Consider the following 13,714-nt stretch of genomic DNA (forward strand, 5'->3'; position numbering starts at 1 on the left):
GTCGGTTCTATTCTAGATTCCGATCACTCGTGGTTCCAACATTGCATTAATTGGTGTATGCCTTTTTCAATTTGGTCCAATGGAATGCCGCCGAAACCTAATAAAAAAGTTGGATATGGATAGTCAATAGGACTTAACAGATAATCACTTAATGGATGGATGGCAATATTGGCATTAACGGCTATTTGTTTTAACTGATCTTCCCGTTTTGACAGGGGGACGGAAATTAAAATGTGCATTCCTGCCAGATCTCCTGTAATGATGACATCCGGATAATACGTTTCTAAAACTTGAGTTAATTTTTCATGTTTTTTGCGATAAATTTTCCGCATCCTGTTTAAGTGTTTGGAAAAATAGCCATCTCTCATAAAGTCAGCTAAAATATGCTGATCGAATCTTGGTACGGTTGATGAGTAAAAACTGAATGTCTCCTTATATTTTTGCAGTAAGGTTGATGGTAAGACAAAATAAGCGACGCGTAAGGAAGGCATTAATGATTTGGTAAATGTGCTCAAATAAATAACTTTTTCGTTTTGGTCTAACCCTTGTAAGGCAGGAATAGGTTTTCCGATATAACGAAACTCGCTATCATAATCATCTTCAATGATGTAGCGGCTTTTATCCTTTGCTGCCCAGTTTAATAGCTGTGTTCTTCTTGTTGCGGATAGGACGGCACCCGTAGGGAACTGGTGGGAAGGAGTTATGTAAACAATATTGGCCTTTGTTTTTTCCAGTTCATCCACGATTAAACCATTTTCATCCACCGGAATAGGGATGGCTCTATTTTGCATTTGTATTTTGGGTATGGCCGAATAGCCAGGATTTTCAAGTGCAAATTTCAAATCATTTCCAAGTAACCTTAAAATCATTGGAAGCAGCTGTTCCGTTCCCGAACCAATGACAATCTGTTCGGGGCTGCAGACAATCCCCCTCGATTGATAAAGATATTTTGCAATTTCCACTCTTAAGGCGAATTCTCCTTGCGGGTCTCCAAGTTCTAACAACTCTTTTGAACTGCTATCATATATATTTTTTGCATATTTTCGCCAAAGTGAAAAAGGGAAGGAATCTGCATCAATTTTTCCGGGATGGAAATCAAATTGAACGATTTTTTTATCAACCTTACTTTCAGGCATGTTTAGGAATTCTTTTTCAACATAAGGTAATTCGTCGATCTCTTCCACGAAAAAACCGATGCGGGGTTTGGAGACCACATAGCCTTCTGCTATGAGCTGAGCATAGGCAATTTCAATGGTAGTTTGGCTAATATTTAAAAATTCCGCTAATTTTTTCTTCGACGGCAATTTGGTTCCCACTTCAATTTGTTTTTGGATAATAGCATCTTTGATCCCATTATAAAGCTGTTCATACAATGGTTTTTCTGTACTATTATCCAACTTAAACATTAGCATATCCATTCGCAATTCCCTCCAACTGACCACATTGTTTTTTATAAAACTGAACCTTTTCATGTAGTCAATTTCTATTATACTAAAATCATAAATGAAATGGAGGTAATTTTATGAAATTAGTAGGAACTGAAAGAGTAAAACGCGGAATGGCTGAAATGCAAAAAGGCGGCGTTATTATGGATGTCATTAATGCCGAGCAGGCAAAAATAGCAGAGGCTGCCGGTGCGGTTGCGGTTATGGCCTTGGAGCGGGTACCATCCGATATCCGGGCAGCTGGTGGGGTAGCTCGCATGGCAGACCCTCGGATTATGGAAGAAGTAATGAACGCTGTAACCATTCCAGTAATGGCAAAAGCACGCATTGGCCACATTGTCGAAGCACGTGTATTAGAAGCTATGGGCGTCGATTATATAGATGAAAGTGAAGTATTAACACCTGCGGATGAAGAATATCATTTATTAAAAAGCGAATACACTGTACCTTTTGTTTGCGGGTGCCGTGATTTAGGGGAAGCTGCACGCCGCATTGGTGAAGGAGCATCTATGTTACGGACAAAAGGGGAACCGGGAACTGGAAATATTGTCGAGGCGGTTCGTCATATTCGCAAAGTAAATGCTCAAGTAAGACGCGTTGTCGGTATGAATACGGACGAATTAATGACAGAAGCAAAGAATTTAGGAGCACCATTTGAATTATTGCTAGAAATTAAAAAATTGGGTAGGCTGCCTGTTGTCAATTTTGCTGCCGGCGGGGTAGCGACACCTGCTGATGCTGCTTTAATGATGGAACTTGGAGCGGATGGTGTATTTGTCGGATCAGGTATTTTCAAATCGGATAATCCAGAAAAATTCGCACGTGCCATTGTAGAAGCAACAACAAACTACCAAGATTATAAACTGATTGCAGAAATTTCAAAAGAGCTGGGGACACCGATGAAAGGTATTGAAATTTCTGCGCTAGATGCAAAAGACCGTATGCAGGAACGTGGTTGGTAATATGCTGAACATTGGGGTACTTGCATTACAAGGTGCAGTTAGAGAGCATATAAGACAAATTGAAGAGCTTGGCTGTAGGGCCATTTCAGTTAAATCGGCTGAAGATCTAAAAGAATTAAATGGTCTTGTACTGCCTGGCGGAGAAAGTACAACAATGCGGAAACTGCTGGACCGATACGAGTTGCTTGAACCCATTCGTGCTCTAGCCGCCAAGGGAGTTCCGATGTTTGGAACATGTGCAGGCCTGATTTTACTGGCAAAAGAAATTGTTGGCTATGATACGTCACATCTCGGGGTGATGGACATCATGGTTGAACGGAATTCATTTGGTCGCCAGGTTGATAGTTTTGAAGTCGAGATGTCCATCAGTGGAGTAGGAGAGGATATTCCCGCTGTTTTCATCCGAGCACCTCATATCGTTGCGGCGGGTGAGAATGTTGAAATTCTAGCAAAACATGAAGAGCGTATTGTTTTAGCGCGAGAAGGACAATTCTTAGGTTGTTCTTTTCATCCAGAATTAACAGAGGATAGTAGAGTTATGAAGTATTTTATTGAAATGGTGCGAGAGAATACAAATGTTTTAGCTCATTAGGTGCAGCAGGGGAACGCCGATTGGTCTTAGAGACCAGTCGGCGTTTTTTTATGAGTTAATTGATTGGAAATTTTAATTGTTTTAGTTCCTATCTATTTTTAGAGATTTTTTAGACAGTGCATGGGAATCTGGCGGATGCCTATAGCTTATAACACTCCAAAAGATAATTACGTAAAATATAAATTTGACGTAATTAAGCCAGTTTAGTAAAATATAGAAACGGGGTGATTTTATGGTAAATCAATCAAAGCAGCAACAATTTCAAAAACTTCAATCGTTGCTCAAAGAACTTCCTTGGTATGTTGACGAATATATTAATCATAAATTACGTAAGCTTTCAACGGCTTCCTTATTTAATTACTGTCATGATTATAAAATCTTCTTTAACTGGATGGTCAGTGAGCAATTGGTGTCAGGCACCATCAAAGATATTCCTTTAGAGCGTTTAGAGCAACTGACTGTCTTGGAGGTTGAAGGTTTTTTAAATTATTTGCATTATCAATTAAATAATAAAGAACTTACCGTTAATCGGAAATTATCTGCGTTAAAATCACTGTTTAATTATTTACAAAACATTGCGGAAACCCCAGATCTAAAGCCTTATTTGAACCGGAATGTTATGGCTAAAATTGAATTTAATGAAGTAAAAGACAGCATGGAAACCAAGGCAACTAAAATGGAAGGTAAAATCCTCCTCGGGGACGAATATGAAAAATTCCGGTTATTTGTTGCGAATGATTATGGTGAATTGAATAAAGATAATAAAAGACTCTATAATTTTTATCAATTAAATAAGGAACGTGATACGGCCATTGTCTCGTTAATCTTGGGTTCCGGGCTGCGTCTTTCGGAATTAGTTGGGATTGAATTAGACGATATTGATTATAGTAAGTATTGTGTGAGAGTAATCCGTAAAGGAAATAAAGAACAATTTGTTTATTTTAGCCAAGTGGCAATGGATGACCTACAAGAATACCTTTCAATTAGAACGGCTAAGTACCAGGTTGAGAAAAGCAATAAGGCGTTGTTTATTTCAGCTCCGATTGGTCCCAAGGGCAAATCACGGCAATTAACAGCCCGATCCGTTGAAAAACTCATTGAAAAATATGCAACCGCATTTGGTAAACCATCGTTATCGGTACATAAGCTGCGTCATTCATTCGCGACTAGATACCATGCTGAAATCAATGATGTACCGAAATTAAGACGGCAATTAGGTCATTCATCCATCCAAACGACGATGATCTATACGCATATTAAGAATGATGATTTAAAAATTGCTGTGGATAAGATGGATATGCCGAAAGAGCAAATAGAATGATCAATGACTGTCGTTTTCGCGGCAGTCTTATTTTAAATTTTAATCAGTTTACATAATAATATTATGGTAACAAAAACGTAAAATATCTCATTTCCTAAGTATACTTAAGATAATGAGACGAAATGAATTTTTTTCATAATTCAACACTTATTTAAAATAAAAAAAGCGTTCAGAAAGTTCGTAAGCTTTCCAAACGCATTCTCTCAACCTACATTTTTCACTGAATTACTCCCTGTAAACTGACTATTATACAGGTCTGCATAAAAACCGCCTTCTTCTAGTAATTCCACGTGAGTTCCTTTTTCAATGACACTTCCGTTATTCATTACTAGGATTAAATCAGCATCTCGAATCGTCGACAATCTGTGGGCAATGACAAAGCTGGTCCTCCCTTTCATTAAGTGGTTCATCGCTTTTTGGATTTGAACCTCTGTTCGCGTATCGACACTACTGGTCGCTTCATCCAAAATAAGTATCGCTGGATTAGCAAGGATCGCCCTAGCAATTGTTAACAGTTGTTTTTGCCCCTGAGAAATGTTGGATGCCTCTTCATTCAAAATCGTATCATACCCATCTGGGAGCGTTCGAATAAAGTGATCAGCGTTTGCCGCGCGAGCTGCTGCCACCACTTCTTCCTTTGTTGCCCCCTCTTTTCCGTAGGCAATATTATCAAAAATCGTACTATTAAATAACCATGTATCCTGCAGTACCATACCAAATAAACTTCTTAGGTGCTCCCTTTTTACCTCTCTCGTATCGACTCCGTCAATGAGTATGCTGCCAGAATTAATTTCATAGAAACGCATCAGCAAATTAATTAGTGTGGTTTTACCCGCTCCTGTTGGTCCGACAATCGCTACTGTCTGACCAGGTTTCACATCGATTTCCATATCTTTGATTAAAAGTTCATTTTCCTCGTAACCGAAACTTACATGTTCAAAGGTTACTTCACCTTTTGGCCTAGCGATCACCTTCGCATCAATGGCTTCAAGCACCTCTTCTGTTTCATCCAAAATTTCAAAGACCCGTTCGGCACTGGCGATCGTGGATTGAATGACGTTTGCGATCGATGCAGTTTGAGCAATCGGTTGGGAAAATTGACGTGCATATTGGATAAAAGCCTGTATATCACCAATTTCAATCGCTTTTTTCGTTACCAAGATTCCACCAACGACTGATACGAGAACATAGCCAATATTATTGATAAATCCCATTAATGGCATGATCAGGCCTGATACAAATTGTGCCTTCCAAGCGGATTGGTAGAGAGTTTCATTGATTCCCTCGAATGTTTCAATTGATTTCTGTTCGTGACCGAAAACTTTGACTACTTTATGACCGGTATACATCTCTTCCACATGCCCATTTAATTGGCCTAATGATTTTTGTTGCCCTTTAAAATACTTTTGCGACTTTTTAGCTATCTTTGCAATCGCAACACCGCTAAGCGGCAGTGTCAAAATGACAACCAACGTCATTAATGGACTAATCGACAGCATCATGATAATGACACCGATAATGGTAACAACGGAGGTAATCAGCTGGGTTAAGCTTTGCTGTAAGGTCGTACTAATATTATCAACATCATTTATTGCACGGCTGAGAATTTCACCATGGGTACGTGAATCAAAGTATTTAAGCGGAAGTCGGTTCAGTTTCTCTTCTACCTCTTTCCGAAGATTGTAAACTGTCTTTTGCGCGACACCCGCCATAATATATTGTTGGATATAAGCAAAAATCGCACTTAGAATATAGAGGCCAATGAGTAAAATAATAATTTGACCGATATAATCAAAATCGATTTTAGCTCCAGGGATTCCTCTAAATTTCATCATCAAGCCTTCGAATAACTTAGTCGTCGCTTTCCCCAATATTTTAGGGCTGACGATCGCAAAAATGGTACTAATAATGGCTGTAATTAAAACCGCTAAAAGCTGTAATTTATATGGTTTCAAATAGCTGATAAGTCTATTTAGAGTTCCTTTAAAGTTCTTTGCTTTTTGGACAGGCATGCCCATGCCCATCGGGCCAAATCCGCCGCCTGGTCCAGGGCCAGGTTTTCTAGTCCCCGTCCCTTGGGTGTGGTTTTGATTGGAATCCTTACTCATGCGATTTCCTCCTCTGACAGCTGTGACATGACAATCTCGCGATAAACCGCACATGATTCCATTAATTCTTTGTGTTTCCCAATTCCAGATATTTCACCGTTATCGAGAACGATAATCTGATCAGCGTCGATTATGGTGCTTACACGCTGTGCTACTATTAATACCGTTGAGTTCCCCGTTTCGTTTTTAAGGGCAGCCCGTAACTTGGCGTCTGTTTTAAAATCCAAAGCAGAAAAACTATCATCAAATATATAGATTTCCGGCTTTCGTACAAGGGCTCGTGCGATCGACAATCGCTGTTTTTGTCCCCCTGAAACATTTGTTCCCCCTTGGGAGATTACCGCATCAAAGCCTTCTGGCATGTTAGAAATAAATTCTTTCGCTTGGGCTACTTCAGCAGCATGATCAACCTCTTCTGCTGTGGCATTTTCTTTTCCATAGCGGATGTTCTCAGCAATCGATCCGGTGAAAAGTACGGATTGCTGTGGGACAAACCCTATCTTTTCTCGAAGTTTTTCTTGTGCCATATCCCTTACATCTATCCCATCGACAAGGACTTTCCCGCTATCGACATCATAAAAACGCGGAATCAAGTTAATGAGTGTTGATTTTCCTGACCCAGTACCGCCAATAATGGCAGTTACTTCACCGGGTTTTGTTGAAAAAGAGATATTTGAAATGGCTGGCATTTCCGCGCCCGGATAACTGAATGTTACCTTTTGAAACTCAACAAAGCCTTTTTTTCCTTCATCAACTTTTGACGATGAAGGATCTTTAATATCTGCAACTGTCTCTAGTACTTCATTGATTCGAACAGCCGATACCGATGCCCTTGGGATCATGACAAACATCATCGACAGCATAATGAACGAAAACATAATTTGCATCGCATATTGGATGAAGGCCATCATATCTCCTACCTGCATATGACCATTGCTAATCCGCAGGCCGCCAAACCATACAATCGCGACTGAGGAAAGGTTAAGGACCACCATCATAATCGGCATCATTGCGGCCATAATTTTATTGACCTTAATGGCTGTTTCAGTTAAATCCCAGTTCGCTTCATCAAAACGCTTCTTCTCATGCTCCACTCGGTTAAAAGAGCGAATGACACGAATCCCGGTTAAGTTTTCACGTAAAACCCGATTGAGATTATCTAACTTTATTTGCATCGCTTTAAAAAGTGGAATCCCTTTTCTGGCAATGATCACGATCGCCAGCACGAGAACAGGCAGAGCAACAGCGAGAACAAGGGTAAGTTTCGCATCTTTTGAATATGCCATGATGATCCCGCCAATACACATCATCGGTGCCATCGCCATCATTCGGAGCATCATTACTAATACTTGCTGGATCTGGGTGATATCGTTGGTGGTTCTAGTAATTAACGAGGCTGTTCCGAGCTGATCAAACTCGTGCAGTGAAAAGTTTCCAACGTGAGAAAAAATTTTGCTTCTTAATAATTTTCCAAAGCCTGATGCTGCTTTTGCTGAGTAGAAACTTGCTGCTATCGAACAAATCATTCCCCCTGCCGCCACAAGCAGCATAAAACCGCCAATTTTCCATATGTAGCCCGTGTCTCCTTTGACAACCCCTTTATCAACGATATCGGACATTAACGTTGGCAAATATAATTCTGATAATGATTGTAAGAGGACGAGACCTAAAACCAGATAAATGGCTAATTGAAATGGTTTTAGAAATTTGGTTAATTTAATCAATTCCTTCAACTCCGTTTTTAATTGATTAAGAGTAACTGTAGCTTATTTTTATGAACTAAATATGAACAATTAAATGGAAATGAGTTTTTTATCCAACTCCTTTGATAAAATTTGGCAAGAATAAGTATATTCCCGTCTGGAAATCTCGTCAAATTTTTGGAAAATAAAAAACACAGGATCTCCTGTGTCGATAAAATACAGCTATTTATTACGTTCTTTATGAACAACTATCCGAATTAACTTCCACTGACCTTGGTCAAATGACCAAGTTGATTCGACAGTAGCAATCACGTCAGCATTGGCAATCCCGGTAATTTTCTGCTCGCCCAGTAACCCCACTTGATTGTTTTCTATAGGTATAGGTTGGAGACTGCTAAATGGATTAACGGTTAATTCTGTCGGCTCATTTAGCTTGCCACGATAATATAATCCTAGTTTTTTATAATACTTCTTACGGTCCTTTAAATCAAATAGATACGACTTTCCTGTTTTGGCGAGTTTAATCTCTGCTTTATACCCATGAAGAAAATGGCTTTCCATTTCAAGTGGTTCTGGCAGAAAAAGTTTCGTCTGTTCAAAATTCCTAATAGAGTAGGAGTAATTTTGGACAGTTGGTTCATTCCCCCCTTTCACCACACTTGCAAACAAATCTTTCACTCCATCATTGTTTAAGTCGACAAGTTCCAATGCCGCCTTAGCACCACTATTTAGTGGAATGGTGTATTTCCTACCATTTGAAGCATTAATCTCAATATAGATTTTTTCCAAAAATGCCTCCTCTTTCTGATAAGGAACCCCCTTTAAAAGTATTTCTTCCTCTTTTCCGTCACCGGTAATATCTGCTTTTTCATTTGAAATAGTGATTATTTTTGTCGTTTCTTCAATCGCATATACCCCAGTAATTGCAGTAAGTGACATGAGAAAAAATGAAACAATGACCAAAAGCATCTCTTTTTTCATCCATGAACCTCCCAGAAGCTCTATTACTTGTTAGTATAACCAGTTTTGGAAAAAAGATGAAAAGGGACACTCTAATTTTTAGAGTGTCCCTTAATCATTTATTCACTAGGTTTTTCCGATGCAGATACTTTCCAAACAGTCGTAACCTTTCCGTTTTCCTCTTCATCCAAAATAAATGAACCATTGGAATAACGGTCACTGTAGTGAATATCGATTGTATTAAGTTCCTCGAGATGTCCTTTTTCCGTTTGGATAAAAATCACATCTTGCTCATTGGCAATATCAAATCCTGCAATGCGGTGTGGATTTGATTTAAGTTCCCTTAAAATGACTACACCGCGTTTGGCACGAGTAGCTTTTTCAAATTCTTTCATTTTCATTCTCTTTACAGCTCCACGCTGTGTAGCGATAACGATCGTTTCGTTACTGTCTGGATGAATGATTTTTCCACCAATCACGAAATCATCATCTTTTAAATTAATCCCTTTCACACCTGCAGCACGAGCACCTACAATACTAATTTCTTCTTCATGAAACCATAAGGCATATCCTAAGTGGGTAATCAAGAATAATTCATTTGTTCCATCGGTTAAATGAACATCAATTACTTGATCATCATCCTTTAGATTGATACCAACAAGTGGTTTAGAATATCGTTGTGCTTTATACTGTTTTAGCTCCGTTTTCTTGGCCATGCCATTTTTCGTGATAAAGACAAGGAATAGGTCAGCCTCAAAGTCTTTGACTGGAATCGCCTGAATGATTTCTTCATCACGGTCAATTGGAATGATATTAGCCACATGTTGTCCAAGGTCTTTCCAGCGAATATCTGGCAGCTCATGAACAGGACAGAATAAGTAGTTTCCTTTATTTGTGAAGAGAAGCAGGACATCCTTCGTATTCATTTCGAGTTGCGCTAATAAACGGTCTGAATCCTTCATTGCTAAATCCTGACCATTGGAAGCTGCATAGGAACGAGTACTTGTCCGTTTTACGTATCCATGTTTCGTAATCGTTACAATAACATCTTCACTTGGGACTGTAACCTCAAGATTGATTTTTAATTCTTCAATTTCTGCCTCAATCTTCGAACGCCGTTCATCTGCAAAGCGTTTTTTTACGTCCTTTAATTCTTTTTTAATAACGGAGAAAAGAGTTTTCTCACTTGCTAAAATGCTTGTAAGCTCTTCGATCTTCTTCGCTAACTCTTCTGCTTCCTGTCTTAGGGCAGTGATATCGGTGTTTGTTAAACGATATAGCTGTAAGGAAACAATTGCTTCTGATTGCGGCTCTGTAAAGTCAAACTTTGCAATCAAATTGTCCTTCGCGTCGCGTTTGTCCTTAGATGCACGAATGGTAGCAATTACTTCATCAAGGATCGATAAAGCTTTCATCAGACCTTCAACAATATGTTGTCGTTCTCTGGCTTTATTCAGATCGTATTGAGATCTTCTTGTGACCACTTCTTTTTGGTGCTCAATATAAGCATCCAATAATTCTCTAAGACCCATTAATTTCGGACGTTTCTTATGAATAGCAACCATATTAAAATTATAGGTTACTTGAAGATCACTATTTTTATATAAATAGTTCAAGACACCTGCTGAATCGGCATCTTTTTTCAGTTCAATAACTATTCTGAGGCCGGTCCGATCTGTTTCATCACGAATTTCAGAGATTCCTTCCACTTTACGATCAAGACGGAACTCATCCATTTTTTTGACGAGATTGGCTTTATTCACCTCATAGGGAATTTCCGTAATAACGATTTGCTGCTTACCGCCGCGAACCTCTTCAATGTCGGCTTTGCTGCGAACGATAATTTTTCCTTTACCAGTTTCATAGGCTTTTTTAATTCCATCAATGCCTTGAATGATACCGCCCGTAGGGAAATCTGGACCTTTGATAATCGTCATGAGTTCCTGTACGGAACAATCAGGATGGTCCATTCTCTTAATTACTCCGTCAATGACTTCACCAAGGTGATGCGGAGGAATATCTGTTGCATACCCAGCAGAGATTCCTGTTGATCCATTGACAAGAAGGTTTGGGAACATCGCTGGCAAAACTGTTGGTTCTTTGGAAGTATCATCAAAGTTAGGAATAAATTCAACCGTATCTTTTTCGATATCACGCATTAATTCTGCGGCAATCGCGGATAGCCTTGCTTCTGTATAACGCATCGCAGCAGGCGGGTCACCATCGACGCTTCCGTTGTTACCATGCATTTGCACAAGAACATTTCGAACCTTCCAGTCCTGACTCATCCGTACCATGGCCTCGTAAACAGAGGAATCACCATGTGGATGGTAGTTACCAATAACGTTACCGACAGTTTTTGCAGATTTACGAAAACCTTTATCGTGAGTATTTCCTTCAAAATGCATTGCATAAAGAATTCTCCGCTGCACCGGTTTTAGACCGTCACGTGCATCCGGAAGGGCTCGTTCTTGAATAATATATTTACTATATCGACCAAAACGATCACCAATGACATCTTCTAGAGGCAAGTCTCGGAATTTTTCAGTTGCACTCATCCTTCAGAACCCTCCTCGGCGACCGTAATATTTTCATTTTCTAAGATGGTGTCATCTTCTTCTAACCCAAATGCGACATTCGTCTCAATCCACTTACGGCGCGGCTCAACTTTATCGCCCATAAGAGTGGTAACGCGGCGTTCTGCTCTAGCCGCATCATCGATTTTTACCCGAATCAACGTCCTTGTTTCAGGATCCATCGTTGTTTCCCATAGTTGATCGGCGTTCATTTCGCCAAGTCCTTTATAGCGCTGGATAATATAGCCTCTGCCTACTTTCTTGATGGCTCCTTGAAGTTCATCATCATTCCAAGCATATTCGATAATTTCCTTCTTGCCTGTTCCCTTGCTTACTTTATAGAGCGGAGGTAAGGCAATAAACACTTTCCCTGCTTCTAACAACGGCTTCATATAGCGATAAAAGAAAGTAAGCAGTAAAACTTGAATATGTGCCCCATCTGTATCGGCATCGGTCATAATGACAATTTTATCGTAATTGATATCTTCGACACTAAAATCGGAACCGACTCCGCCGCCAATGGCATGGATAATTGTATTGATTTCTTCATTCTTAAAAATATCAGCGAGCTTGGCTTTTTCGGTATTTATGACCTTACCTCTGAGTGGAAGGACTGCTTGAAAACGTCGGTCACGTCCCTGTTTCGCTGAGCCTCCCGCAGAATCACCCTCAACCAGGTAAATTTCGTTTCTTTGCGGATTACGTGATTGTGCAGGTGTTAGTTTACCAGATAAGACAGCATCCGAACGCTTGCGTTTTTTTCCGCTGCGTGCGTCCTCACGTGCTTTTCTGGCTGCCTCTCTTGCTTGATAGGCTTTGATTGATTTTTTGATCAGAAGGGAGCTAATATCAGGATTCTCTTCTAGAAAATAGGAGAGGTGTTCAGAAACAACTGAATCAACGGCTGATCTAGCTTCACTTGTTCCTAATTTCCCTTTAGTTTGTCCTTCAAACTGGAGCAATTCTTCCGGGATTCGAACGGAGATAATTGCCGATAATCCTTCACGGATATCTGCGCCATCAAGGTTTTTGTCTTTGTCTTTTAAGAATGATACCTTACGAGCATAATCATTGAATACTCTTGTCATCGCAGTTTTTGCCCCGGCTTCATGGGTACCGCCATCTCTTGTGCGGACATTATTGACAAAGGAGAGGACATTTTCAGAATAGCCATCATTAAATTGAAACGCAAAGTCCACTTCAATTCCATGCTGGGATCCTTCCAAACTGACAACTGGATGGAGGACATCCTTTTCTTCGTTTAAATAGGCAACGAATGCTTCAATCCCATTTTCATAATGGAAGATTTCATGGAAATCATTTCGGTCATCTATAATTTCGATTTTCAAACCTTTTAACAAGAAGGCTGACTCCCTTAACCTCTCACATAACGTTTCGAAATTAAAAGTGGTCGTTGAAAAAATAGTTGGATCTGGCTTGAAATGAATCGTTGTACCGGTTTGATTGGTTTTGCCGATTTTTTCGAGGGTTGTTATCGGTTTTCCCCCATTTTCAAAACGCTGTTCATATACGAAACCGTCCCGTTTAATGGTGACCGTTAGCCATTCTGATAGGGCATTAACAACAGATGCCCCTACACCGTGCAAACCGCCGCTTGTTTTATAACCGCCTTGGCCAAATTTACCGCCGGCATGAAGCACTGTTAATATAACCTCTGGTGTTGGTTTCCCCATTTTGTGCATACCAGTAGGCATTCCGCGTCCACGGTCATTTACACTAATAGAATTATCTTTGTGTATTTTTACAATGATTTGATCACCGAATCCACCAAGAGCTTCATCGACGGAATTGTCGACAATCTCATAAACAAGATGATGGAGACCGCGTGAATCAGTGCTGCCAATGTACATTCCTGGACGTTTCCTAACCGCCTCAAGACCTTCAAGTACCTGTATGGCATCATCATTATAATCAAAAACTTGCTGATTTCTTGCCACTAAAATACCCCTTTCATTCCCTACAAAAAGAAGTATCCTTCTAATTGCTCATGAACTAATTGATTAGTCATTCTTTATATAATCTTTTA

At 39.7% G+C, this 13,714-nt stretch carries 9 protein-coding genes; 3 read left to right on the top strand and 6 right to left on the bottom strand.

The window, feature by feature from the left end:
- Nucleotides 1-23: 23 nt before the first annotated feature.
- Nucleotides 24-1,418 (bottom strand): MocR-like pyridoxine biosynthesis transcription factor PdxR, encoded by a 1,395-nt coding sequence (pdxR, locus tag M3610_RS13585; protein WP_098571235.1) that lies wholly within the window; start codon nucleotides 1,416-1,418, stop codon nucleotides 24-26.
- A 104-nt stretch (nucleotides 1,419-1,522) separates the two neighbouring features.
- Between pdxR and pdxS the strand changes: the two genes are divergently transcribed.
- From pdxS to xerS, 3 genes are all read left to right on the top strand, one after another.
- Nucleotides 1,523-2,407, top strand: coding sequence for a pyridoxal 5'-phosphate synthase lyase subunit PdxS (gene pdxS, locus M3610_RS13590; protein WP_098571234.1), 885 nt, complete (start codon nucleotides 1,523-1,525; stop codon nucleotides 2,405-2,407).
- 1 nt (nucleotide 2,408) lies between these two features.
- Nucleotides 2,409-2,999 carry a pyridoxal 5'-phosphate synthase glutaminase subunit PdxT gene (gene pdxT / locus M3610_RS13595; RefSeq protein WP_251459766.1) on the top strand — a complete coding sequence of 197 codons (591 nt, stop codon included), beginning with the start codon at nucleotides 2,409-2,411 and terminating at the stop codon, nucleotides 2,997-2,999.
- A 232-nt stretch (nucleotides 3,000-3,231) separates the two neighbouring features.
- The gene (gene xerS, locus M3610_RS13600; RefSeq protein ID WP_251459772.1) at nucleotides 3,232-4,320 is read left to right on the top strand and encodes a tyrosine recombinase XerS; all 1,089 of its coding nucleotides are present in this window, start codon (nucleotides 3,232-3,234) and stop codon (nucleotides 4,318-4,320) included.
- Between the two features lie 203 nt (nucleotides 4,321-4,523).
- On the opposite strand, the gene M3610_RS13605 is transcribed toward xerS, so the two are convergent.
- The 5 genes from M3610_RS13605 to parE all read right to left on the bottom strand — a co-directional run bounded on the left by M3610_RS13605 (nucleotide 4,524) and on the right by parE (nucleotide 13,625).
- The gene (locus M3610_RS13605) at nucleotides 4,524-6,428 is read right to left on the bottom strand and encodes an ABC transporter ATP-binding protein (protein WP_285851175.1); all 1,905 of its coding nucleotides are present in this window, start codon (nucleotides 6,426-6,428) and stop codon (nucleotides 4,524-4,526) included.
- Entirely contained in the window at nucleotides 6,425-8,152 is a 1,728-nt protein-coding gene (locus M3610_RS13610) for an ABC transporter ATP-binding protein (protein WP_098571230.1), read from the bottom strand. The genes M3610_RS13605 and M3610_RS13610 overlap by 4 nt, the downstream gene beginning before the upstream one ends.
- Before the next feature lie 201 nt (nucleotides 8,153-8,353).
- The gene (locus tag M3610_RS13615; protein WP_098571229.1) at nucleotides 8,354-9,112 is read right to left on the bottom strand and encodes a hypothetical protein; all 759 of its coding nucleotides are present in this window, start codon (nucleotides 9,110-9,112) and stop codon (nucleotides 8,354-8,356) included.
- A gap of 98 nt (nucleotides 9,113-9,210) precedes the next feature.
- A complete protein-coding gene (gene parC / locus M3610_RS13620) occupies nucleotides 9,211-11,649 on the bottom strand; it encodes a DNA topoisomerase IV subunit A (protein ID WP_251459774.1) in 2,439 nt (812 codons plus the stop codon).
- The gene (parE, locus tag M3610_RS13625; protein WP_098571227.1) at nucleotides 11,646-13,625 is read right to left on the bottom strand and encodes a DNA topoisomerase IV subunit B; all 1,980 of its coding nucleotides are present in this window, start codon (nucleotides 13,623-13,625) and stop codon (nucleotides 11,646-11,648) included. The genes parC and parE overlap by 4 nt, the downstream gene beginning before the upstream one ends.
- Nucleotides 13,626-13,714 lie beyond the last annotated feature (89 nt).

Source organism: Neobacillus sp. MER 74 (assembly GCF_023714155.1).

What these genes read in the sequence shown, in the direction of transcription:
- pdxR (WP_098571235.1), bottom strand. Translation starts at nt 1,418, where the DNA reads ATGGATATGCTAATGTTTAAGTTGGATAATAGTACAGAAAAACCATTG.
- pdxS (WP_098571234.1), top strand. Translation starts at nt 1,523, where the DNA reads ATGAAATTAGTAGGAACTGAAAGAGTAAAACGCGGAATGGCTGAAATG.
- pdxT (WP_251459766.1), top strand. Translation starts at nt 2,409, where the DNA reads ATGCTGAACATTGGGGTACTTGCATTACAAGGTGCAGTTAGAGAGCAT.
- xerS (WP_251459772.1), top strand. Translation starts at nt 3,232, where the DNA reads ATGGTAAATCAATCAAAGCAGCAACAATTTCAAAAACTTCAATCGTTG.
- M3610_RS13605 (WP_285851175.1), bottom strand. Translation starts at nt 6,428, where the DNA reads ATGAGTAAGGATTCCAATCAAAACCACACCCAAGGGACGGGGACTAGA.
- M3610_RS13615 (WP_098571229.1), bottom strand. Translation starts at nt 9,112, where the DNA reads ATGAAAAAAGAGATGCTTTTGGTCATTGTTTCATTTTTTCTCATGTCA.
- parC (WP_251459774.1), bottom strand. Translation starts at nt 11,649, where the DNA reads ATGAGTGCAACTGAAAAATTCCGAGACTTGCCTCTAGAAGATGTCATT.